Raw genomic sequence first — 23,716 nt, forward strand, 5'->3', positions numbered from 1 at the left:
AAAAATTACTATTGATTACAAAAAAAAACTATAAGAATTATAGAGAGGTATATATGAAAAATATAATTTTACAAAAAAACCGCGAGGATTGCGGTGCAGCATGTATTGCAAATATATGCAGGCATTATGGGAAGCCTATCAATATAGGCAAGATAAGAAGACTGTTTCAAAGCGGAGCAAGAGAAAGTTCCGGTCTAGGTATTATTAATGCTGCCGAAACCTTGGGATTTTCATGCCGAGGGGCTGTTTCGGAATCAAAAGAAATTCCCAAAGACATTCCCTTGCCCTTTATTGCCCACACTATGAGGGGGAACGATAACCACTATCTTGTCGTTTATAGATCGGATTCAAAGTATGTTTATTTGCAGGATCCTTCCGAAGGATATAAAAAAATAAACATAGAGGTTTTTCAAAAAAATTGGACAGGGGTATTTTTTATACTTTTGCCTCATCCGGATTTTTCAGACAAGGGGTCTTCATCAAAAGGTTTAACAAGATTTTTGCCTATTCTAAAATCGCACAAAAAGATATGCGCAGAAATTTTAATTGCGAGTGTTATTTTGTCTTTTTTGGGCATTATTAGTGCGTTTTATTTTAGGTTTTTGATTGATGAAGTGCTAAGTTCCAATTTAAGAGAGACTCTTACCGGTTTTTCGGTAGGTTTTTTGGGCGTAATTATTTTTAGAAGCCTTTTGGGCTTGGCCAGAAATCAGCTGCTGATGAGTATGAGTTATAAGATTGATACGGTTTTGGTGTATCGATATTTTGAGCATATTCTTCATCTGCCGATGCGCTTTTTTACCGGAAAAAAGACCGGAGAGCTTGTTGCAAGGATGAACGATACGGTTACGATAAGGCAGGTTATTTCCGCTACGGCCTTGACCGTTATTTTAGACTCCTTGATGCTTATTTTCGGAGCAATATTTTTAATCTCCCTCGGTTCCAATCTGCTTGTTGCAGCCCTTGTACCTGTGGTTGTGAGTTCGGTTTTGGTATGGTTTTATGCAAGGCCTTATCAAAAAATGATAAGGGCCAGGGCATCCGCCGAGGCCGAAAAGCACTCCTGTATTGTTGAAAGCCTGAACGGAATAGCTACGATCAAGGCCTTGGGTGCCGAATCTAAGGCCCTCGAAAGAGCCGAGTTTAAAATAGTAAATGCTATCCGAAAGGGTATCAAACTTGCATCTTTTTCAAATTATCAAAACAGTCTCCAAAATTTTATCGGAAGATGCGGAACCTTGGCTATTTATTGGCTTGGAAGTTTAAATATCTTAAACGGTTCAATGTCTTTAGGTCAATTAATTTCCTTTGTCATCCTTTCGGGCTATTTTTTGGATCCTCTTGCAAGGCTTTTAACCCTTCAGCCCCAGCTTCAAGAGGCCTATGTTGCAGCAGAAAGGCTTGCCGAAATCTTTGATGAAAAAACCGAAGAAAATTTAGATAATGGAAAAATCGAATCGAATGGCCTTGCAGGCAAAATCGATATAAAAAATTTATCCTTCGGCTATGATATTCATTCAAAGAATTTGAAGAACATAAATTTAAGTATAAATCCCGGGGAAAGGGTCGCTTTTGTCGGTTCTTCAGGTTCCGGCAAGACCACCCTTGCAAAGCTTTTGATGAAATTTTATTCTGCACAGGAAGGGGATATTTTTGTAGACGATATAAATCTAAAAGACTTAAAAAACGATTCTTACCGTAAGCAAATAGGCTATGTTCCTCAGGATATTCTATTGTTTTCCGGTACGATAGCGGAAAATATAAATTGGAGTTCGGGAAACGGAGATTATAGGCGGATGATGACCGCTGCCGAAATATCGGGCGCTGCTTCCTTTATAGAATCCATGCCCGATAGGTATAATACCTTTGTCGGCGAACAAGGCACCACCCTTTCCGGAGGAGAAAGGCAGCGTATAGCTATTGCCCGTATTCTTTTGCATAACCCCTCCATGCTGATTTTAGATGAGGCTACTTCCGCTCTGGACGGAATTTCGGAAGCGGAAGTTTTGAATACCCTCAAAGAAATCGGTGCAGGCCGTACTTCGATAATCATTGCTCACAGGTTAAGCTCTATCAAGGACTGCGATAAAATCTTCGTGTTCGATAAGGGAGAAATAGCCGAGGCGGGAACCCACGCAGACTTGCTCGAAAAAGACGGGGTTTATTCAAGATTATGGGAAACTCAAAATAAGGAGGAGGTTGTAGCATGAAATCCATTTTATATGTTGAAGATTTAACTTATACCGGCGAAGTGCTTCAAGAGCAAAAAACAGGGATTTTCAGTTCCGTAATTTCAATTATCTGCCTTCTGGCTCTTTGCACAGCGGCTTGGCTTATTTTAGGAAAAAAAGAAGAAGTTGTAAGGGCTTCAGGTATGGTGCGTCCCATAGAAAATGTTTCCTTTGTAAAAAGTTTTACGGCAGGAAAGATACAAAATATTCACTTTACCTCAGGCCAATATGTCGAAAAAGGGGCTGCTCTTTTAAACATTGATGATACGGTTGCCCAAAAGGAAAGGCAAAACCTTGAGGATCTGATGATTAAAATCGAACAAAAAATTAAGGATACGGAGGCCTGCATTAAAAGTGCGGAAAAAGACTTAATGCTTGTTCCATTTGAAAGAAAAATAGCTTATAAACGGATGGAAAATTATTTTTCGGTAAAAACCAATTTGGAAAAAGCTTTAGAGCTGAATTCTAGAATTTTTGAAGAAGAAAAAGCTCTTCCAGATTTTAGTTTGGCAAATCAAAAACTTGAGCTTCTCAATTTAAATGTTGAAAAAAGCAAAAGAGACTTAGAGCAGTATAAAAATTCTTTTTTCCATTCTCTCCTCAGCGAAAAAGAGGCTTTAGAGTTTCAAAAAGAAAATTTAAGCAATTCCCTTTTTAGAATGGAAGAAAGTTTAAAACTTTTTACCGTCTATGCTCCTATTTCGGGAGAGGTGCAGGAAATTTCATCTCTTAACTGCGGGGATAATGTTTTTAGCGGCCAAGAAATATTAAAGATTGTGCCTTCCTCAAGCGAAAACATTAGGGTTGTGTTAAGACTCCCTTCTTCAAAGGCGGGGCTTGTAAGAGAGGACATGAAGGTTCGTTTAAAATTTCCGGCCTTTCCCCACCACGAATTCGGCAGCCTTGACGGGCAAGTGGAAACCATCCTTCCCGATGTTTATTTGGGAGCAAAAAGTTCCGAGTATGCCGTCTTTGTAAAATTGGATGGGAATACCTTGCCGGATAAAAAGGGTATAGCTCATTTTCTAAAAGTTGGATTGGATGCCGAGGCATCAATAATCACCGAAACAGGGTCTATTCTGTCATTTATACTAAAAAGATTGGAGGTAAAATGAAAAGGCTTGTATTAAATATAATTTTTGGTCTTATTTTATTTTCGGCCAATGCTGAAATAAAAACGCAAGTCGGTATAAGCGAGTTTTTTGACAGGATAAATCCCCTAATCGAAAAAAATCGGCAATATAAAAAAATGGAATTAGGTTTTAAATTTAATGAAAGGCTTCTTTTTTCGGAATTTGCAAGCTGGATGCCTTCTCCATACATTGATCTAAACAGTTCTTTTTCGGGTGTGAAGATCGATAAGCTCTATAACAGCCTTGATATTGCTGCATCCTTAGGGATTAGTCAAAAGCTGCCTCTGGGAATGAGCCTTAATCTTGCCGGTAAACAGTCATGCGGAATCTTTTTTGATAATAAATCGGACTATTCCTATAAGTTTAGCTCTTTTGCCGGACTGAATGTGCCGCTTTGGTTTATGGCTCCTTCTGCCTTGCCTGATTTTGTAAAACAGGAATTCGGTCTGCATCAAAGGAAAAAACGGCTTTCCGTGCTTGAAAAGGATAAAAATAAAAAGGCTTTAATCATAAAAATGCTTTCAGCCATAGGCTCGGAGAAAATCTTAAAGAAAAAGCTGGAGCTTTTAAAAAATGTACAAAACTGGAATATCGAAGAAAAACAAAAAAACGAAATTTTATTTTCTCAAGGCAAGCTGTCTGTTCTTGATTTTTCCGAAAAGAACAAAAAGATTAGGCAGGAGGAAATTTTACTGTTTCAAACCGAACAAAGCTATGAAGTTCTTATGGGCGAAATCGAAGCTATGGGGTTGAGTTTTAGTGATTTGAGCGAGGATATTGATTCTTGGCTTGATTTTTTTGAAAATTTTGCCTTTTATCTTCAAAAAGAAGCATCTGTCATGGATGAGCTGAGTCTTTTACAGCATGAGGTCTCTTGGATGCAGTCGGTTCAAAATTTTAATAATAGTATTCCAAAGCTTTTTTTCTCTTTCGGTGCTGATGTGCTTCCATCAAAGGATCATTATCCGTCTTTTCCGGCAGCCTTTATGGGCTATTGGCAGGATAATCCTACACTTAAATGGAAAGTTTCTATGAATGTGAAAATAAATCTTTCTCCATTACATGATGATTTTAGGCTCAATAAAAATTTTAAAATTTTACAAGAAATTAACGCTTTGGATGAGTCTTTTTTAAGACGCAGTATTGAAGAAGAAAAAAAGAAAGGATTAAAAAATATCGAAAAAGCCCTGTTTACATTCGAAATGTCAAAATCCGCCCTTGAAATTCAAAAAAAATACTTTACCCTTGCCGAAGAGCTCTATAAGCAGGGCAGGAGTAGTATTCGCGAATTATATGCTGCTCAAAACCTCTTAGAAGAAGCCCAAATCAATTATTATTCTGCAAGATTATCATATATTTTGAACGTTTTGCAGATTTATAACTTTTAAAAGTACCGGATTTTTTTAAGTTTATTTTTTAAGATCAGGCATTCTTTCTTTTTAAGGAATGTCTGATTTTATTTCTAATTTCGCTAAAATTCCATATCAAGGTCTTGACAAAAAATACTCGATTTGATAAAATGCTTGAACCTATTTTGTTGGCATTTTGCTCCTGTAGCTCAGTCGGCAGAGCACAACCATGGTAAGGTTGGGGTCAGCAGTTCAATTCTGCTCGGGAGCTTTTCGGAAACGATGACCTAGAATTTTGCGGAGGGTAAAGTAATGGCTAAAAAAACAGCTGTAGAGCTCGTAGCTCTTCAATGCAGCGAATGTAAAAGAAGAAATTATACTACATCTAAGAACAGAAAAAACATTCAGGGTAAGCTTGAATTGATGAAGTATTGCTCTTTTGATCGCAAGCATACATTGCATAAGGAAACAAAGATAAAGTAGTCGAATAAGTCCGTGCCGTCCGGCAGCGGGCTTCAATTAGGTCAGTAGCTCCAATGGTAGAGCGTCGGTCTCCAAAACCGAATGTTGAGGGTTCGAGTCCTTCCTGGCCTGTAATTTTAAAAAACGAGGTTTTTATGGCTAAAATTGGAACTTTTTGGAAAGAATGTATAGGCGAGCTTAGAAAAGTTGTCTGGCCTACGGCTTCTGAAGTAGGCTCTTCAGTAAAAGTAGTGTTGATTTCTACCCTTATTGTAGCTGTTTTTCTCGGCGGTCTTGATGCTTTCTTTATAGCTTGTGTGGGTTGGATATTTTAAGTAATGGCTAAGGCTTGGTACATTCTTCATACCTATTCGGGTTATGAGAATAAAATTGAAAGAACAATACGTACTCTGATAGAAAAAGGGATTATCTCTGCTGATTTTGTTACAGATATAAAAATACCTGAAGAACTTGTAATTGAAAATAAGGGCGGAAAAAAACGCAATGTTAAGCGCAAGTTTCTTCCCGGTTATATGCTGGTAGAAATGAATCTTCCCGATCTTGGCTGGAAAAGCGTTTGCTCCGAAATCCGCAAAATTCAGGGTGTTACAGGTTTCTTGGGAACGGCAGGAAATGAAAAACCTCAGCCTATTTCTCCCGATGAAGCAAAGGAAATCCTGCAAAAAACAGGCGAAATTAAGGGCGATAAGAATATCCGGGTTATTCAAAATTTCAGTGAAGGACAGCATGTTAAAATCATCGAAGGTGCTTTTGCCTCGTTTACCGGCGTCATCGATGAAGTTATGACAGATAAAAATAAGTTAAGAGTTATGGTAGCGATCTTCGGCCGTACTACGCCGGTTGAAGTCGAAATGTCTCAAGCCGAAATCATTTAAATTTTAAACAAGGTGCGGTGCTAGGCATCGGCACTTTAATTGTATATTACGGGAGGAGGTAATACCTCCGTTTGTACCGGAAGGAGAGAAGATGGCAAAGAAAAAGGTTGTGACACAGATTAAACTTCAGTGTCCCGCAGGAAAAGCAACTCCTGCGCCGCCTGTAGGCCCGGCTCTAGGTCCGCACGGTGTAAGTGCGCCTCAGTTTGTACAGCAGTTTAATGACCGTACAAAGTCCATGGAGCCCGGTTTGGTTATCCCCGTTGTTATTACGGTATATGCCGATAAGAGTTTTACTTTTATCCTCAAAACACCGCCTGCATCGGTTTTAATCAAAAAAGCCTGTAAGATTGAAAAAGGTTCTGCCACATCGGTTACTGCAAAAGTTGGAAAACTTTCAAAGGCCGCATTGGAAGAAATCGCAAAAACAAAGATGCCCGATATCAATGCAAACGACATTGAAGCTGCAAAGAAAATCATTGCAGGAACTGCACGAAGTATGGGTGTAGAGGTGGAGCGCTAGTATGAAACACGGAAAAAATTACAAAAATGCACTTGCAAAGTATGATTCTGCAGCATCCTACGAGCTTCCCAAGGCTGTTGATATTGTCAAAGAGCTTAAATATGCCAAATTCGATGAAACAGTTGAAGTTCATGTAAGTTTGACCCTTGGTAAGGGGCAGAGCGTTAGAGATACCCTTGTTCTCCCCCATCAGTTTAGGGGTGAAAAAAAAGTTTTGGTTTTTTGTACGGACGACAGAGTAAAAGAAGCTCTTGACGCAGGAGCTGCCTATGCCGGTTCTACGGAGTACATCGAAAAGGTAAAGAGCGGCTGGCTCGATTTTGATATCGCGGTTGCTACCCCCGATATGATGAAGGATGTAGGACGCTTAGGTATGGTGCTCGGCCGCAGAGGCTTAATGCCTAACCCCAAGACAGGAACGGTTACCACGGATATTGCAAGCGCTATAAACGAGCTTAAAAAAGGCCGTGTAGAATTCCGTGCCGACAAGGGCGGAGTTGTACACCTTCCCATAGGAAAAATCTCTATGGATTCTTCCAAGATTGTGGAAAACGTACAGGCTCTTATCAACGAAACGATGAGAAAAAAGCCTGCCGATGCAAAGGGTGACTATATCAGATCCGTATCGATTAGTTCGACAATGGGCCCCGGTGTTTGGGTTGATTATAAGGTAGGAGAGTAAAAATGGCATTAAGAACAAAAAATCCGAATCGCCAAAAAACCGAAGCGATTGAAAGCATCAAAAACGATGTAAAAGCCTCCTCCGCTTTTATTTTTACCGAGTACAGAGGCTTAAAGGTTGAGCAGATTACCGAGCTTCGCAAAAAGCTCAGGGAAAATGCTTGCACATACAAGGTTGTACGCAATAATTTTGCACGCATTGCTTTTGAAGATGCCGATATTAAGGATGTAGATTCTTGGTTAACCGGACCTACAGCCTTGGCTATGATTGAAGAAGATGCAAACCTTGCTGCTAAGACCTTGTTTGAATATGCAAAAGATGCTCCGGCTCTTATAATTAAGGGTGCGGTAGTTGACGGTGAAATTTATGATGCCAAACAAATCGAGGCATTTTCAAAACTTCCCGGCAAAAAAGATCTTATTGCAATGTTTATGTCTACAGTCAATGCTACAACTTCCAAGTTTGTACGCACCTTACAGGCGATTGTGGATAAGGGCGGTGCCCAAGGCGCAGCTCCCGCAGAAGCAAAAGCTGAAGCTCCTGCTTCAGAGGAAAAAGCGGCTGAACAGCCTGCAGAGTCTGCTCCCGAAGCAGCTCCTGAGGCTTAATACAAAAGTTCCGAAATTATCCGGAAACTTTTTAAGCAGTCAGGCTTCAAAAGCTGACCCCCTGTCTGCTTAAGGTGCTTAAAAAGCACAAAAATCTAATTTTTAAGGAGAAGATAATATGGCAGCATTAACAAATGAACAAATTATTGAAGCAATCGGCGAAAAAACGATTCTCGAACTTTCCGAGCTTATCAAGGCTATGGAAGAAAAATTCGGTGTAACAGCCGCTGCTCCCGTTGCAGTAGTTGCAGGCGGAGCTGCAGGAGGCGGAGCCGCTGAAGAAGAGAAAACAGAATTCACTGTTACTCTTAAAGGTCTTTCCGACCCCGGTAAAAAGATCGGTGTTATTAAAGAAGTTCGAAACGTTATTCCCGGCCTCGGCTTGAAGGAAGCTAAAGAGCTCGTTGAAGGAGCTCCGAAAGTCCTTAAAGAAGATGTTTCTAAAGAAGAAGCAGCCAAGATTAAGGAAGCTATTACAGCCGCCGGCGGTGAAGTTGAAATTGCTTAATGAGCAAAATACCGGCTTTATGCCGGACATTGTTGTGCTTCTTCCAAAAAGAGGCACAACAGCATAGACAATGAATTTTCTCTAAGACTTCCTGTATAAATTCTCAGGAAGTCTTTTTGTGATTAAATATAGACTTGGAGGGTAATGGATGTTTGCAAGAGGTCAAAAAATAGATCGAAGGTATTACGGTAAGGATGTTCCAAATTTTATGGAGCTTCCTAATCTCATCGATATTCAGATTCAATCTTACAATAAATTTTTAAACAAAGAAAAAAAGACAGATGAGACCGAGATTGAGGGCTTAGAATCGGTATTCCATACAACTTTTCCTATCGAAAGTACAAATGAAGACATGGCTTTGCAATATCTATCCTATTCTCTCGATTATGATAGTATTAAATTTTCTGAAATTGAATGTAAACAAAAGGGACTTACTTATTCCGTTCCCTTAAAAGCCGAAATAGACTTATTCTTTAAGGAAACTAAAGAAATACGCCGCAAAAATATCTACATGGGCGATATTCCTCTGATGACGGAAAGAGGAACCTTTATTATAAACGGAGCGGAAAGGGTTGTTGTTTCTCAGATTCACCGTTCGCCGGGCGTTATCTTTTCGCATGAAAAGGGCGTTTACTCAAGCCGCATTATTCCATACCGAGGAACATGGCTTGAATTCGAAATAGATCAGAAAAAAGAGCTTATTTATGCAAAGCTTGACAGTAAAAAGCGAATTTTAGGTACGATATTTTTACGTGCTCTCGGATATGACACAAGAGAAAAAATTATCGACCTTTTCTACAAAACAAAGACAGCAAAAATATCTCCGGACAGGACAGAGTACGAAGAGTTAATAGGTCAGGTACTGGCCAGAGATGTCTATGTAAAGGGTGAAGACGGCGAAAAACGGAAAATGCATCAAGCCGGCGAAAAAATTCATCCACACAACATCGACGATTTAATTCAAAATGATGTTAAAAAGATAACGATAATCGACTTTAAGGGAAAAGACTCTTTGGATTCACAGATTATCATCAATTGTTTTGAAAGGGAAGAAATCAAGTATACTCCCGATCCGGCCGTAAACGATGAGCCCACTGTTGAAGATGCTTTAAACGCAGTCTACAGCGTTATCCGTCCGGGAGATCCTATTACCTACGAAAATGCAAAAGAAGACCTGCACAATATGTTTTTCACTGCAAGAAGGTACGATATAGGTAAGGTCGGCCGATACAAATTAAACAAAAAATTCGACTACTCCGATGACGTTAAAGGTACAACCTTAATCGAAGAAGATATATTTAAGACAATGAAATTTTTGATCAAGGTTTACATAGGTGAAGAAAGTATTGACGATATCGACCACCTAGGCAACAGGCGAATTAGGTCAGTCGGCGAAATTATGACCGATGTTCTAAAAAAAGCCTTCTCAAGGATGGAGCGTATTGCCCGCGACAGGATGAGCTCTAAGGAGATGGATACCATCAAACCTCAGGACTTAATTTCTATTAAGCCCATCGTTGCGGCTATTAAGGAATTCTTCGGAGCAAGCCAGTTGTCCCAGTTCATGGATCAGGTAAACCCCTTGGCAGAGCTTACTCATAAGCGCCGTCTTAATGCATTAGGCCCCGGCGGTCTTTCGCGCGACAGGGCAGGCTTTGAGGTACGAGAAGTTCACTATACCCACTACGGAAGAATGTGCCCGATCGAGACCCCTGAAGGCCCGAACATCGGTCTTATCGTTTCTATGGCAAACTATGCCCGTGTAAACGAATACGGCTTTTTGGAAGCTCCCTATGTAAAGGTTGTAAACGGGGTTGCTACCCGCGAAATCGAGTACCTGTCTGCAATGGATGAAGACAAATATTTTATCGGACAGGTTTCTTCCGCTATCGGAAAGGATGGAAAGATCAATACGGATCAAGTTTCGTGCCGAAAGCTCGGTGACTATACTTCAATAAGTCCGAAAGATATCCAGTACATGGATGTTTCGCCTAAACAGATTATATCCGTTTCGGCTTCTCTAATTCCCTTCCTTGAGCATGACGACGCTAACCGTGCCCTCATGGGTTCCAACATGCAGCGTCAGGCTGTTCCTTTAGTTTTCCCCGAACCTCCGCGAGTCGGAACCGGTATGGAAAAAAAGTGCGCCTATGATTCGGGCGTTTTGGTTAAGGCAAAAAGATCGGGAAAGGTTGAGTTTGTTTCTTCCGATACGATTATCATAGCCCCCGAAAAGGGAAAAAATAAAGAAGATAAGGACGAGTACACTCTCTTAAAATATCAAAGGACAAACCAAGAAACCTGTTACCATCAGCGCCCAATCGTCAATGTGGGCGATACGGTCAAGGCAGGCCAGCCCATAGCTGACGGTCCTGCAACCTATAACGGAGAATTGGCCCTAGGCCGAAATATCCTCGTAGGATTCGTTCCTTGGAACGGCTATAACTACGAAGACGCTATCTTAATTTCACGCAGGGTCGTAAAAGAAGATATGTTCACTTCTATCCATATAAAAGAGCTTTCAACCGATGTTCGGGAAACAAAGCTGGGTGCCGAAAAGATGACCTGCGATATTCCGAATAAGTCCGAAAAGAGCTTGGACGATCTCGACAGCGAAGGTATTATCCGCATAGGCTCTAAGGTAAAGCCCGGCGATATCCTTGTAGGAAAGGTTACTCCTAAGAGCGAAAGCGATACAACCCCCGAATTTAAGCTCCTTAATTCTATCTTCGGTGAAAAGGCTAAGGAAGTGCGGGATACCTCTCTGCGTGTTCCCCACGGAACCGAGGGTACGGTTATCGATGTTCAGCGCTTAAAGAGGGATCAGGGAGATGACTTGAGCCCCGGTGTAGATGAAGTTGTAAAGGTCTTAATCGCTACAAAGCGAAAACTCCGCGAGGGAGACAAGATGGCCGGACGCCACGGAAACAAGGGCCTTGTAGCCAGAATCCTCCCCGAAGAAGATATGCCCTACATGGAAGACGGAACACCGCTTGATATTTGTCTAAACCCGCTCGGCGTTCCTTCCCGAATGAATATCGGCCAGATTTTGGAATCGGAGCTGGGACTTGCAGGATTAAAATTGAATGAGTGGTACGAGTCTCCGGTTTTTGAGTCTCCCAGTATGGAACAGATTGAAGCGAAGCTTAAAGAAGCAGGTTATCCTACCAGCTCTAAGGTAAAACTCCGAGACGGCTTAACCGGCCGCCTCTTTGAAAACGAGGTATTTGTCGGGGTTATCTACTTCTTAAAGCTGGCTCACTTGGTAGACGACAAAATGCACGCCCGATCAACAGGCCCCTATTCTCTTGTTACCCAGCAGCCATTGGGCGGTAAGGCTCAATTCGGCGGTCAGCGCTTGGGAGAAATGGAAGTTTGGGCCCTCGAAGCTTACGGTGCAGCTAACACCTTGCAGGAACTTATCACAATCAAGTCCGACGATATGCACGGACGATCTAAAATATATGAATCCATCGTTAAGGGCGAGCCTTCAAGCTCTGCCGGTATCCCCGAATCCTTTAACGTATTGGTACAGGAATTAAGAGGTTTAGCTCTCGACTTTACAATCTATGATGCAAAGGGTCAGCAGATTCCTTTAACCGAAAGAGATGAAGAGCTAATTAAACGCGAAAAAACAAGTACTAACTTTTAACGGAAGTAAGGAGAGGGAGAGATTATGAGAGATATACAAGATTTTGACAGCTTGATGATAAAGCTTGCTTCACCCGACACTATAAGGGCTTGGTCCTATGGGGAAGTAAAAAAGCCTGAAACAATCAATTACCGAACCTTGCGTCCGGAGAGGGACGGTTTGTTTTGCGAAAGAATATTCGGAACCACAAAGGAATGGGAATGTTTTTGCGGAAAGTTTAAATCGATCCGCTATAAGGGTGTTATCTGCGACCGCTGCGGTGTTGAGGTTACTCACTTTAAGGTACGCCGTGAGCGCATGGGACATATAGAACTTGCAGCTCCCGTTTCTCATATTTGGTATTACCGCTCGGTACCTAGCCGAATGGGGCTTTTACTTAACCTACAGGTTGCAGCCCTAAGGTCTGTTTTATACTACGAAAAATACATCGTTATAGATGCAAACGATACCGACTTGGAACCCATGCAGCTTTTAACCGAAGATGAGTACAGGGATGCTCACGAGCGCTATGGAGCTGCTTTTACTGCAGGTATGGGAGCAGGGGCTATTAAAACCCTTCTTCAAAACATAAATTTAGATGAGCTCGCAGCCCAGCTTCGTGCTAAAATGATTGAAAAAGGTGCAAAAAGCGATCAACGCCTTTTGCGCAGAATCGAAATAGTCGAAAATTTCAGAGCATCGGGCAATAAACCCGAATGGATGATTCTTGATGTTATTCCGGTTATTCCTCCGGATTTACGCCCCATGGTTCAGCTTGACGGAGGCCGCTTTGCAACATCCGACCTCAACGACTTATATCGAAGGGTTATTCACAGAAACAGCCGTTTGAGTAAGCTCATGGAGTTAAAGGCCCCCGATATTATTATCAGAAACGAAAAGAGAATGCTCCAAGAAGCAGTTGATGCCTTGTTCGATAACTCAAAGCGCAAAAAGGCTATTAAGGGAGCTTCAAACAGGCCTCTAAAATCGATTTCCGATCTTTTAAAGGGAAAGCAGGGAAGATTCCGCCAAAACCTATTAGGTAAGCGTGTTGACTATTCAGGCCGATCCGTTATCGTTGTAGGCCCTGAGCTCAAACTTTGGCAGTGCGGTCTGCCCACTAAGATGGCCTTGGAGCTGTTTAAGCCTTTTATAATGAAAAAACTTGTTCAAAAGGAAGTTGTTTCCAATATTAAAAAGGCAAAACTCCTTGTAGAACAGGAAGCTGCCGAAGTTTTTGCAGTTCTTGACGAGGTTGTAAGCGAACATCCGGTTCTTTTAAACCGTGCTCCGACACTTCACAGGCTCGGTATTCAGGCCTTTGAACCCGTTTTGGTAGAAGGAAAGGCTATCCGCCTCCATCCTCTTGTATGTAAGGCCTTTAACGCCGACTTTGACGGCGACCAGATGGCTATCCACGTTCCGCTCACTCAGGCGGCTCAGATGGAATGCTGGACTTTGATGCTTTCAGCCCGAAACCTTCTTGACCCTGCAAACGGAAAAACAATAGTTTTCCCAACACAGGACATGGTTCTGGGTCTTTATTATCTTACAAAGGAAAGAGCTCTGCCTGAGGGTAAAAAAGAGCGCCTTTATTCTTCAGTTGCAGAAGTTTTGATGGCCGCAGAATGTCATGCCGTAGGCTGGCAGGAACCCGTTTTAATCGACTATGAAACGGAACCCGGTAAGATTGAAACCGTAAGAACTACACCGGGAAGGATTTTATTTAATGAAGAAATGCCCGAAGGCGTTCCCTTTACAAATGATGCTTTAAACGATAAAAAAATACGAAAACTTATAGAAGATGTCTTTAAGGATAAGGGGCCGTGGCTGGCTGTTCAGCTTTTGGACAAGCTCAAGGCTGTCGGTTATAAGTATGCCACATATTTCGGTGCAACCTTGAGTATGGAAGACATGATTATTCCTCCTGAGAAGGCCGGAATGCTTGAAAAGGCCAACAAAGAGGTTTTGGAAATCTATAACCAGTATAAGGGCGGCCACATTACCCAAGAAGAACGCTATAACCGTGTAGTTGACGTTTGGCAGAAGACAAACTCCAATCTTAAAGAGATTCTTATGAACCGTCTGCAAGAAGACAAGGGCGGATTTAATACCATACACATGATGGCTACATCGGGTGCCCGAGGTAATAAGGATCAGATAAATCAGCTTGCCGGAATGCGAGGTCTTATGTCCAAGCCTACGGGAGACATTATCGAACTTCCGATTAGATCGAACTTTAAAGAAGGCTTAAACGTTATGGAATTCTTTATTTCGACTAACGGTGCCCGAAAAGGTTTGACCGATACGGCTCTTAAAACATCTGACGCAGGTTACCTGACCCGCCGTCTGGTTGATATTGCCCAAAATGTAGTTGTAAACGAAGAAGACTGCGGTACCATTAACGGTATAGAATATGCCGCAATTAAACGCGGAGACGAAATCCGTGAGTCCTTGAGTGAGCGTATTGCCGGAAAATACACTCTGGAAAGGGTTATTCACCCCATTACGGGAGAGCTTCTCATCGATGTAAACGAGTATATTACCGATGAAACAGCTAAGAAGATAGAAGAAGCCGGTGTTGAAACCGTTAAGCTCCGCACCGTTTTAACCTGCGAATCCAAGCACGGTGTTTGCGTAAAATGTTACGGACGGGATCTTGCACGAAACCGAATTGTCCGAATAGGGGAGGCTGTAGGTATTATCGCAGCCCAGTCCATCGGTCAGCCCGGTACACAGCTTACGATGCGTACCTTCCATGAAGGCGGTACGGCTTCTAAAAACGTTGAAGAGAACAGAATAGTGTTTAACGACTATTCTATCATCGTTCGCGGCATAAAGGGTTCTTATGTAACGCTTAAAAACGGACACTTCCTCTTTACAAGAAAGGGCGAGTTTACTTTCAGCAGGGTATTGAATGAATATGCTCTTAAAAAAGGCGAAACAGCCCTTGTAAGTACAGGCACAAGGGTAGTAAAGGGTAATCCTCTTTATACATTAAAGAACGGAAAGGAAGTGCTTTCAGAAAATATAGCCATTGCCGAGGTCAGAGATAATATTATCTATTTGACAGGTCAAGAGCAGACAATAGAGATAAGAAACGGTTCAGAGGTTGTAGTAAAAGAAAATGATGTTATAAAGGCCGGAGAAACGGTCGGTACCTTCGACCCCTTTGCCGATCCTATTTTAGCTGAATATGACGGCTTTGTCCGATTTGAAGATATTCTTCCCGGTACAACCTTAAAAGAAGAAGCCGACGAGGAAACGGGTGTTGTCGAAAAGCGAATAAGCGATGCTCACTTCGATAAGATGCAGCCCCGTATCTTTATCTCAGATGAATCGGGTAACACCGTAGGTGAGGACTCTTACTTCCTCCCCGGAGGTGCACAGCTCTTGGTTGAAGAAGGTCAGGAAATTAAGGCCGGTGCAATCCTTGCAAAGATAGCAAAAGAGTCGGTAAAGACAAAGGATATTACCGGAGGTCTTCCGCGAGTTTCGGAGCTTCTTGAAGCCCGCAGACCAAAGTCGCCTGCCGTTCTTGCCGCTATTGCCGGTGTTGTTACCATAAAGAAAGGCTTGCTCAAGGGTAAGAGAACTATTATGGTTCGTGACGAATACGGCCATGATGTCAAGCACTTGGTTCCTATCGGAAAGAGAATGCTTGTCCGTGACGGAGATACGGTAAAGGCCGGAGAACCCTTGTGTGACGGCAGCTTTGATCCGCACGATATTTTAAATATCCTCGGTGAAAATGCCCTTCAAAACTACTTGATGAAGGAAATCAAGGAAGTTTATGATGCTCAGGGTGTTACCATTAACGATAAACACGTAGGTATAATCGTACGTCAGATGCTCCGAAAGGTAAAGATTGTTTCGGTTGGAGATACCAAGTTTATCTTTGACCAGCAGATAGATAAATACCGCTTCCATGAGGAAAATAAGAGGGTTAAGGAAGAAGGCGGTCAGCCTGCCGTTGCCCGTCCTATGTTCCAAGGAATTACAAAGGCAGCCTTAAACATCGACTCCTTTATTTCGGCCGCTTCTTTCCAAGAAACCACGAAGGTTCTTACAAATGCCGCTATTGCAGGTTCTTCGGATGAGCTTCGCGGTCTAAAAGAGAACGTAATTATCGGTCATCTTATTCCTGCCGGAACAGGTATGAAGCAGTACCGAGATATTAAACTTTTCGATAAAAACAAGAGCGACTTGGATGTTCAAATGAACGAAATCCTTGAACGCCGAAGGCTTGAAGCCGAAGCTGCTCAAGCTCTCGAAGAAAAAGAACTTATCGAAGAAGAAAGCTTTTTGGATGATCTCTAAAATCTAGGGGAAGGGAGGAACCCCCGTTCAGAGCAGGGGTTACCTCCCTTCCCCTATGACCCCATCCCTCTTTACCTCGAAGCTTCGCTGGTTGTACCCGCGCTGCCAAAGGGGAACCCCCTTTGGAATCCCCTGATTATTACAAAGGTTTTGGTTTACTTTTTGGTTGAGATGAAACAAGAGGATTAAGGTAAATTCAAAGGTTGGGAGGGGAGGGGAAGGTGAAATTCCTACAGTAATTTTTTCCCTCTTGACATTTGCTCATACTTGATAATATAATTTCATTGATTATAACTATTTCTTTTTAATTTCTTAATTTAGGTGGTCTCGATTATGAAATTTATTAATAATAGCTTTACTAAAGCTTGGATGAACCGTAAGTATAGGCTGTGGATTCTTTTATTTGGTGTATTTTCTTTTTTAGTTATATATATCAAATATTTTGTAAAAAAAATTAATAAGTCTTCTTCTGCGATGAATCAATATGATGAGATTATTGCAAATGTAAATGAAGAACTTCAAAATACTAATACGATGGAAAATTTGTTAAAAGAATCTTATGAACAGGTAGTCCGTAAGAATGAGTATTTTAAGAAAGTTATGCCTGAAGCTGAGATATTAAAAGAAGCAGAAAAGAATGCAAAAAAAAGATATAATGAGTTGTATCATGAGAAAATAGATTATCTTTGTGAACATAATTCAGTGAAAAAAATAACATTTTTAGATTTTTTTCTTGATACACTTAAAAATCCTGTATTTCTAATCCTTTCCATTATCATTTCTTTTCCAATGTATGTGCTTCTCTATATATATACTAGACCAATTCAAAAGTATATTTTAGAGAGATTATTTATGATGGTGTTTGTAATTTTTGGAGTTACTTTTATGGTCTTTACTATACTGTATTTCTCTCCTATGGATCCTGCAGTAAATATTTTAGGTCAAACGGCAACTCCGGAACAAATTGAAGAGTTTAATAGAGTGTATGGTTTAAATGCATCATATTTTTCAAGACTATTTACAACTTTTAAATCTCTTGTAACTTTTGATTTGGGTATCACATATGTTGGAAACATGTCTGTTTCTACTGAAATTGCAACAAAATTTCCTATAACGTTGACTATAGCATTTTGTTCTGTTTTTATTGCTGTATTAATAGCTATACCGGCAGGAATTATGTCTGCTATAAAACAATATTCTTCTTTCGATTATACATTTATGTTTTTTGCATTGATAGGCTTATCTATACCTAATTTTTGGCTTGCCCTATTATTAATTTTGCAATTCTCTATAAAAATGAGCTGGCTTCCGGCAACATATATTGTTGGTAATTGGCAGTCTTTAATAATGCCTGCAGTAGTACTAGGTACTGGAATGAGTGCTACAGTTGCAAGAATGACCCGTTCATCTATGTTAGAGGTTAAGCATTCCGATTATATATTAACGGCAAGAGCAAAAGGTTTATCTCCCTATAGGGTAACAATAAAGCATATTTTAGGGAATGCAATGATACCGATTATAACGGTTATAGGGCTTCAATTTGGTGCTCTATTAGGCGGTTCAGCTGTTACCGAAAAAAGTTTTAATATACGCGGTCTTGGTAGTTTCATTGTTGATAGGCAGTTTATACCTGATGTTCCTGTTGTATTAGCGGGAGTCGTATATATTGCTGTTGTTATTAGTGTTGTGAATTTAATGGTTGATATACTATATGCAATGTTGGATCCTAGGATAAAATCAAAAATAAAAAATTCGTAAAATAATTATAGACTAAATGGGGGTATGCATTGTGGTCGATAAGGATTTCTATTTAAATAAAAGATATTTGAGGGTTTTAGGGAACAGCCTCGAATATGCAACAGCAAGACTTGCATGGCAGGTTTCGTTAGTTGTATCTATTATATTTGCTTTTTCTTCATATAATTTTAAAACCGGAGAAATTGAGCTTGTGCCGGGTATAGTTTTTATAGTATATTTTATTGGTGCGTTTTTACAATATATAGTTTGTAAAAAAATAAAAAAAGATTTTACTAAAAATGGGAAAGTTTTGAATACAACCATGAAATGGGGTTATCTTTTTATCCCCTTTATACTTACAGGTAATTTTTTATTGTCTAATGCTGGTTTTATGCTTATAAAAAAAGAAAAAAATATTGAATATTGTTTAGCAGTATATTCTTTTTTAATAACATTTGTTGTTATAGTAATATCTCTTTTGAATTTAGCTAAAGAATATATTTCAAACTTTTTTTTTATTGGTATTGGTCTACTTTTATTACTAGCATTATTTAATATTGTTACTATCTTATTGTCTTCAAAAATAAGTTCAGGTAATTTGGGTAAATTTACAGTTCCATTTGCGATAATTTTAATACTTTCTTCAGCTACAGGTAATTTATTTTCATTCATATTAGGTATTATGATACTGTTCAAAAAATTTCACAAAAATTCTGCAGCTAATATAGGCTGGATAGATGTTTTAAAACGAATTTTTAGAAATTATGTATCAGTTGTAGGCTTGTTTTTTATAGTTTTTTTGATGTCCATATCAATATGCAGCTATCTTACATTTGATTATGCTTATGCAGTAGAGAATAATTATAGCACAATACAGCAAATTCCAAGTTTACAATTTCCATTTGGAACTGATGATTATGGAAGGTGTTTATTTACTAGAATTGTATTCGGAGCCAGAATCTCTCTTACAGTCGGTATAATATCTACGGGAATTCCTATTATAATTGGTTGTTTCCTTGGTGCCATATCGGGCTATTATGGGAAAAATGTAGATAATGTAATTATGAGATTATTGGATATACTTTATGCAACTCCGGGAATATTACTTGCCATTGCTATAATCGCTGCGTTTGGCTCTAATACATTCAATTTAATAATGGCTTTGTCGGTTGCATATATACCAATATATGCCAGAACAATGAGGGCTACGGTATTGACAATTTCCAATCAAGAATTTGTTGAAGCGTCAAGAGCTTGTGGAGCAAAAGATCTTAGGATAATATTTAAACATATTATTCCAAATTCACTTGCTCCTATAATAGTAAGGGCTACTTTGTCGATAGGTGCAGCAGTTCTTTCGACAAGTGCTCTTAGTTTTTTAGGGTTGGGCGTAGAGCCTCATATTCCTGAATGGGGTAATATATTAAAAGCTGGAAGTAGTTTTTTGGAAACTAGTCCGCATATAGCAATTTTTCCCGGAATAGCAATAATACTGATTGTTTTAGCATTTAATTATTTTGGTGATGGTCTTAGGGATGCTTTAGATCCTAAATTAAAATAGGTGATAGTATGGTTGATAATAAAGTAAAAGATACGGTAATAAGTATAAAAAATCTGCATGTTCATTACGTGACAGAGGATGAAATATATCGTGCTGTAAATGGTTTAAATCTTGAAATATTAAAAGGCGAAGTTGTTGGGCTTGTTGGAGAAACTGGGGCAGGTAAAACAACTACAGCCCTGTCTATTATGCAGCTGGTACCGGATCCGCCCGGAATAATTGTAGACGGAGAGATATACTACGATGGAAAGGACATAATAAGAAATACGGAAAAAGAAAATAGAATAGTGCGGGGAAATGGTATATCTATGATTTTTCAAGACCCTATGACCGCATTAAATCCAATTATGACAATTGGAGAGCAGCTGGAAGAAGTCGTTGAAACCCACGAAAAAATGCCGAAACAAGATATCAAAAAGAGAGTTGTAGATATGCTTGAAACAGTAGGCATTAATAAAGAGCGTTATAACGATTATCCCCATCAATTTTCCGGAGGTATGAAACAACGCGTTGTTATAGCAATGGCCTTATTGTGTAAACCTCAATTACTGATAGCCGATGAACCTACTACGGCATTGGATGTAACAATACAAGCACAGATATTAAATATAATGCAGGATTTGATAAAAAAATTTGATATGTCTATGCTTTTGATAACTCATGATTTAGGTGTTGTTGCTGAAACTTGTAATAAAGTATGTATTATGTATGCCGGTGAAATAGTGGAAAGTGGAAATGTTGAGGATGTTTTTGAGCAACCGAAACATCCGTATACAGTCGGTCTTTTCGGTTCTATTCCAAAAATTGATGAAGATGTTGCCGAACTAAGTCCTATAAAGGGGAGCGTTTCAAATTCATCAGAACTTCCTGATGGGTGTTATTTTTATCCTAGATGTCCTTATGCTAAAGATATATGTATGAAAGAAAAACCGGGAATTAAAGGTGATAATCATATGTATAGATGCCACTTTGATATAAGCAAATTAGTTCTTAATACTGGTGAGGATAAAAATACAACTATAGATAAAATTAATATAGAAAATAAGATTGAGGTTTTAAATGATAATATTCCAAATATAGCAAATGAAAAACCTCTCTTAGAAGTAAGAAACTTGAAGAAATATTTCCCTTTAGTAAGCGGTTATTTACATGCTGTTGATGATGTTTCATTTGCTATACCCAGGGGAAAAACTCTTGGTATAGTAGGAGAAAGCGGTTGCGGTAAATCGACTTTAGGAAGAACCGTACTAAGACTTCATGAGCCGACCGCCGGAAGTATTTTATATGATGGGATGGATATAACAAACTTTAATAGTGAAGAGATGAGAAAACTAAGACAGAATTTTCAGATTATATTTCAAGACCCATATGCCAGTTTAAATCCAAGGATGAGTGTATCTCAAATTATAGGAGAACCATTAACTATACATAAAAAATTTAGCGAAAAACAAGCTCTACAAAAGAGAATACTTGAACTTATGTCTTTAGTCGGTTTATCTAAAAAAGCTTACAATAATTATCCTCATGAATTTGATGGCGGACGCAGACAAAGAATAGTTATTGCTAGAGCTCTAGCTATGAATCCTGAATTTATAGTATGTGATGAACCTGTTTCGGCTTTGGATGTGTCTGTTCAAGCACAGATATTGAATCTACTTATGCAATTACAAAAGCAGATAGGCCTTACTTATATGTTTATTAGTCATGATTTGTCTGTAGTAAAACATATATCGGATGAAATTGGGGTTATGTATTTGGGACAACTTATTGAGAGAGCACCCAAAAATGAAATTTTTTATAAACCTCTCCATCCATATACTATAGCTTTACTTAGTGCAATACCGTCAATAACCGTTAACAAGAAGACTTCAAGGATATTACTTAAGGGAGAGATAGTAAGTCCAATTAACCCTAAAAAAGGGTGTAGGTTTGAAAGCAGATGTCCTTTTGCAATAGAAATATGTTCCAAGATTACTCCCTCATTGAAAAATGTCGTTTGTGATCATTTTGTAGCTTGTCATAGATGGAATGAAATAGAAAACGGTAATTGTAAATATAATAATACCTAATAAATAAAACTGTATATTGACAGATATGTATCAATAATGTATCATTGAATGTAATATTAAAACTACTTATGTTGATAACATGGTGTAGTTATATAAATAGGGGGATTAAAATGAAAAGAAGATTATTTGGATGTGTTTTAGCTATTGCACTTTTAGCCGGTTGCGGTAGCAAAACTAGAGAAAATTCTGCTGCTGGCGGAGATGGTAAAGCTGTTGCCGGAAATAAGACTGAGACAATTAGAATATTATCTCAATCGTCATATCAGAGCAAAGCTTCAAATGTTTTGCGGGATCAATTAACAAAAGCAGGCTTTAATGTAGAATTAAATACTCAGCCTGACTATTCAAGTTATTTAGTACCGCTTAAAGCCGGTGATTATGATTTGGCAATAACCGGTTGGACTACAGTTACAGGTAACCCTGATTATGCTGTGAGGTCCCTTTTTATGACCGGTGGAGATTATAATAATTTACCGGTTTCAGATGCTAAAGTCGATCAACTTATAGACAAAGCCGCAACGGAAACGCCGGAACAATATGTTGAAACTTACAGAGAATTGGAAAATTATCTTGTATCTGAAAAAGCCTATATTGTTCCTCTTTATTCTAACTTGCGAATATTGGCTTATAACAAAGAGTTGATAAAGAATAATGTTAGACACTCTAAATCACGCTCTCTGGTTTGGGAAGAATTTGAGTATAAAGATTCTTCTTTAAATGAAAAACGTCCTTTGATTTTGACACAAAATACTGCAAATCTGACATCTTTATGGCCAATAAAAGGTAATGACGGTTCAATCAATCAGTTGAACACAAATATGTATGTAAGATTGGTTAATTTAACTGATGAAGATGATATTATTGCTGAAGGCTCCCTTTCATATGGTAATGTTATAGCCGAAGGAAATAAAGAGTATTATTTCTTACTTAGAGATGATGTATATTTTGCAGCCGTGGATAAAAACAAAAATGTCTTTAACACCGCTGAAAGAGTAGGTGTTGATGATGTAATATTTTCTTTAAATAATGCAAGAGACAAAAATAGTGCACCGGATCATAGGACTTTTACCTTGCATGGAAGTATGGAAAGTATAGAAGCTATAACGGATTTAAATATACTGAAGACCGGTAAAAAGTCGGGAACAAATACATCCATATTGAGTGCTTTGCAAGAATCTGCTCCAACAGTAATAAAAGCTCTGACAGCCGATAAAACTAAAGCAAATACCAAAGACGGTGTATATCAAGTAATAAGAATAATTACTAAAAGACCATTTCCGCAAGTGTTAAATTTTTTAGCTCATCAATCAGCCGGAATTACATCAGTTAAACAAGTTACAAAGGTTAATAAAGATTTAAATGTTAAGACTTATGATCCCAAGAAAGATGTAATTTATGGTGATCAATCAACGGTAACAGAAGGAAGTACATATAATAATACTTTGTGGTGTTCCGGTCCATATATTCTGGTTAAAAAGAATGAATATGATATAATTTTTGTGAAGAACCCCGGATATATGGTTGGTTCCAAACATGAACCAAGAATAAAACAGATAACCTATAAAGTTATTGCTGATAATGCTTCCGCAGTGGGGGCTTTTAGAGCCGGAGAAGTTGATTTTGTTCCTGCGGTTGATGATGATAAGGTAGAGATTCTTGAAGGCGATTCAAAAGTATTGGTTTCTAAACGAAGTTCAAATTCTGTTATTTATGCAGCATTTAATTTAAAGGATGGCAGTAAGTTTAGAAATCAAAAACTTAGACAAGCTGTACTTAATGCCGTAGAACAAGAAGGTTTTATCGCCGTTTATTCCGGGCTTAAACAAAAAGCATATTCTACGTTGTCTACATTGATTGATACGGGCAATGAATTAAAAGTTGATTTAGAAAAGAGTAGAAAATTGCTATTAGAATATCAAAATGAAAAATAGTGTATAATTAAGAATACTCTTTACGTCTTCCAAAGGGCTTGTAGCCCTTTGGAAGATCAGTTTTGTTACAAAGGT

16 protein-coding genes, 2 tRNA genes and 1 pseudogene are annotated in these 23,716 nt (G+C 39.1%); all 19 read left to right on the forward strand.

What is annotated here, in order from left to right:
* Positions 1 to 53 precede the first annotated feature (53 nt).
* A complete protein-coding gene (locus tag HO345_RS01910; protein WP_253683582.1) occupies positions 54 to 2,210 on the forward strand; it encodes a peptidase domain-containing ABC transporter in 2,157 nt (718 codons plus the stop codon).
* The gene (locus tag HO345_RS01915; protein ID WP_253683583.1) at positions 2,207 to 3,346 is read left to right on the forward strand and encodes an HlyD family secretion protein; all 1,140 of its coding nucleotides are present in this window, start codon (positions 2,207 to 2,209) and stop codon (positions 3,344 to 3,346) included. Before HO345_RS01910 ends, HO345_RS01915 begins: the two co-directional genes overlap by 4 nt.
* Positions 3,343 to 4,752, forward strand: coding sequence for a TolC family protein (locus HO345_RS01920; protein ID WP_253683584.1), 1,410 nt, complete (start codon positions 3,343 to 3,345; stop codon positions 4,750 to 4,752). Before HO345_RS01915 ends, HO345_RS01920 begins: the two co-directional genes overlap by 4 nt.
* A gap of 159 nt (positions 4,753 to 4,911) precedes the next feature.
* Positions 4,912 to 4,984 (forward strand) — tRNA-Thr (locus HO345_RS01925).
* A 41-nt stretch (positions 4,985 to 5,025) separates the two neighbouring features.
* A complete protein-coding gene (rpmG, locus tag HO345_RS01930; RefSeq protein WP_253683585.1) occupies positions 5,026 to 5,196 on the forward strand; it encodes a 50S ribosomal protein L33 in 171 nt (56 codons plus the stop codon).
* Between the two features lie 38 nt (positions 5,197 to 5,234).
* A tRNA-Trp gene (locus HO345_RS01935) sits at positions 5,235 to 5,307 on the forward strand.
* 23 nt (positions 5,308 to 5,330) lie between these two features.
* The gene (gene secE / locus HO345_RS01940; RefSeq protein WP_002667596.1) at positions 5,331 to 5,510 is read left to right on the forward strand and encodes a preprotein translocase subunit SecE; all 180 of its coding nucleotides are present in this window, start codon (positions 5,331 to 5,333) and stop codon (positions 5,508 to 5,510) included.
* Positions 5,511 to 5,513: 3 nt separating this feature from the next.
* Entirely contained in the window at positions 5,514 to 6,071 is a 558-nt protein-coding gene (gene nusG / locus HO345_RS01945) for a transcription termination/antitermination protein NusG (protein WP_253683586.1), read from the forward strand.
* Positions 6,072 to 6,162: 91 nt separating this feature from the next.
* Positions 6,163 to 6,594 (forward strand): 50S ribosomal protein L11, encoded by a 432-nt coding sequence (gene rplK / locus HO345_RS01950; protein WP_010695132.1) that lies wholly within the window; start codon positions 6,163 to 6,165, stop codon positions 6,592 to 6,594.
* Position 6,595: 1 nt separating this feature from the next.
* A complete protein-coding gene (gene rplA / locus HO345_RS01955) occupies positions 6,596 to 7,276 on the forward strand; it encodes a 50S ribosomal protein L1 (protein ID WP_253683587.1) in 681 nt (226 codons plus the stop codon).
* A 2-nt stretch (positions 7,277 to 7,278) separates the two neighbouring features.
* Positions 7,279 to 7,884 carry a 50S ribosomal protein L10 gene (gene rplJ, locus HO345_RS01960; RefSeq protein ID WP_253683588.1) on the forward strand — a complete coding sequence of 202 codons (606 nt, stop codon included), beginning with the start codon at positions 7,279 to 7,281 and terminating at the stop codon, positions 7,882 to 7,884.
* 118 nt (positions 7,885 to 8,002) lie between these two features.
* The gene (gene rplL, locus HO345_RS01965; protein WP_002667605.1) at positions 8,003 to 8,392 is read left to right on the forward strand and encodes a 50S ribosomal protein L7/L12; all 390 of its coding nucleotides are present in this window, start codon (positions 8,003 to 8,005) and stop codon (positions 8,390 to 8,392) included.
* A gap of 148 nt (positions 8,393 to 8,540) precedes the next feature.
* A complete protein-coding gene (rpoB, locus tag HO345_RS01970) occupies positions 8,541 to 12,044 on the forward strand; it encodes a DNA-directed RNA polymerase subunit beta (protein ID WP_002667607.1) in 3,504 nt (1,167 codons plus the stop codon).
* Between the two features lie 24 nt (positions 12,045 to 12,068).
* On the forward strand, positions 12,069 to 16,343 hold the full coding sequence (gene rpoC / locus HO345_RS01975; RefSeq protein ID WP_253683589.1) for a DNA-directed RNA polymerase subunit beta': 4,275 nt from the start codon (positions 12,069 to 12,071) through the stop codon (positions 16,341 to 16,343).
* A gap of 333 nt (positions 16,344 to 16,676) precedes the next feature.
* A complete protein-coding gene (locus tag HO345_RS01980; protein WP_253683590.1) occupies positions 16,677 to 18,101 on the forward strand; it encodes an ABC transporter permease in 1,425 nt (474 codons plus the stop codon).
* Between the two features lie 31 nt (positions 18,102 to 18,132).
* Positions 18,133 to 19,641, forward strand: a complete 1,509-nt coding sequence (locus HO345_RS01985; RefSeq protein WP_253683591.1) for an ABC transporter permease — start codon at positions 18,133 to 18,135, stop codon at positions 19,639 to 19,641.
* Positions 19,642 to 19,649: 8 nt separating this feature from the next.
* Positions 19,650 to 20,600 (forward strand): annotated as a pseudogene (locus tag HO345_RS13260) (ABC transporter ATP-binding protein); the annotation flags it as partial.
* 117 nt (positions 20,601 to 20,717) lie between these two features.
* Entirely contained in the window at positions 20,718 to 21,710 is a 993-nt protein-coding gene (locus HO345_RS13265) for an ABC transporter ATP-binding protein (RefSeq protein WP_253684577.1), read from the forward strand.
* 110 nt (positions 21,711 to 21,820) lie between these two features.
* Positions 21,821 to 23,641 carry an ABC transporter substrate-binding protein gene (locus HO345_RS02000; RefSeq protein WP_253683592.1) on the forward strand — a complete coding sequence of 607 codons (1,821 nt, stop codon included), beginning with the start codon at positions 21,821 to 21,823 and terminating at the stop codon, positions 23,639 to 23,641.
* Positions 23,642 to 23,716: the final 75 nt, after the last annotated feature.

It is taken from the genome of Treponema denticola (assembly GCF_024181645.1).
GTDB classification, from domain to species: domain Bacteria; phylum Spirochaetota; class Spirochaetia; order Treponematales; family Treponemataceae; genus Treponema_B; species Treponema_B denticola_A.

Excerpts from the sequence above, each read along its gene's own strand:
- rpmG (WP_253683585.1), top strand. The coding sequence starts at position 5,026 with ATGGCTAAAAAAACAGCTGTAGAGCTCGTAGCTCTTCAATGCAGCGAA.
- HO345_RS02000 (WP_253683592.1), top strand. The coding sequence starts at position 21,821 with ATGAAAAGAAGATTATTTGGATGTGTTTTAGCTATTGCACTTTTAGCC.
- rpoC (WP_253683589.1), top strand. The coding sequence starts at position 12,069 with ATGAGAGATATACAAGATTTTGACAGCTTGATGATAAAGCTTGCTTCA.
- HO345_RS01980 (WP_253683590.1), top strand. The coding sequence starts at position 16,677 with ATGAAATTTATTAATAATAGCTTTACTAAAGCTTGGATGAACCGTAAG.
- nusG (WP_253683586.1), top strand. The coding sequence starts at position 5,514 with ATGGCTAAGGCTTGGTACATTCTTCATACCTATTCGGGTTATGAGAAT.
- rpoB (WP_002667607.1), top strand. The coding sequence starts at position 8,541 with ATGTTTGCAAGAGGTCAAAAAATAGATCGAAGGTATTACGGTAAGGAT.
- rplJ (WP_253683588.1), top strand. The coding sequence starts at position 7,279 with ATGGCATTAAGAACAAAAAATCCGAATCGCCAAAAAACCGAAGCGATT.
- secE (WP_002667596.1), top strand. The coding sequence starts at position 5,331 with ATGGCTAAAATTGGAACTTTTTGGAAAGAATGTATAGGCGAGCTTAGA.
- rplA (WP_253683587.1), top strand. The coding sequence starts at position 6,596 with ATGAAACACGGAAAAAATTACAAAAATGCACTTGCAAAGTATGATTCT.
- rplK (WP_010695132.1), top strand. The coding sequence starts at position 6,163 with ATGGCAAAGAAAAAGGTTGTGACACAGATTAAACTTCAGTGTCCCGCA.
- HO345_RS01910 (WP_253683582.1), top strand. The coding sequence starts at position 54 with ATGAAAAATATAATTTTACAAAAAAACCGCGAGGATTGCGGTGCAGCA.
- rplL (WP_002667605.1), top strand. The coding sequence starts at position 8,003 with ATGGCAGCATTAACAAATGAACAAATTATTGAAGCAATCGGCGAAAAA.
- HO345_RS01920 (WP_253683584.1), top strand. The coding sequence starts at position 3,343 with ATGAAAAGGCTTGTATTAAATATAATTTTTGGTCTTATTTTATTTTCG.
- HO345_RS01915 (WP_253683583.1), top strand. The coding sequence starts at position 2,207 with ATGAAATCCATTTTATATGTTGAAGATTTAACTTATACCGGCGAAGTG.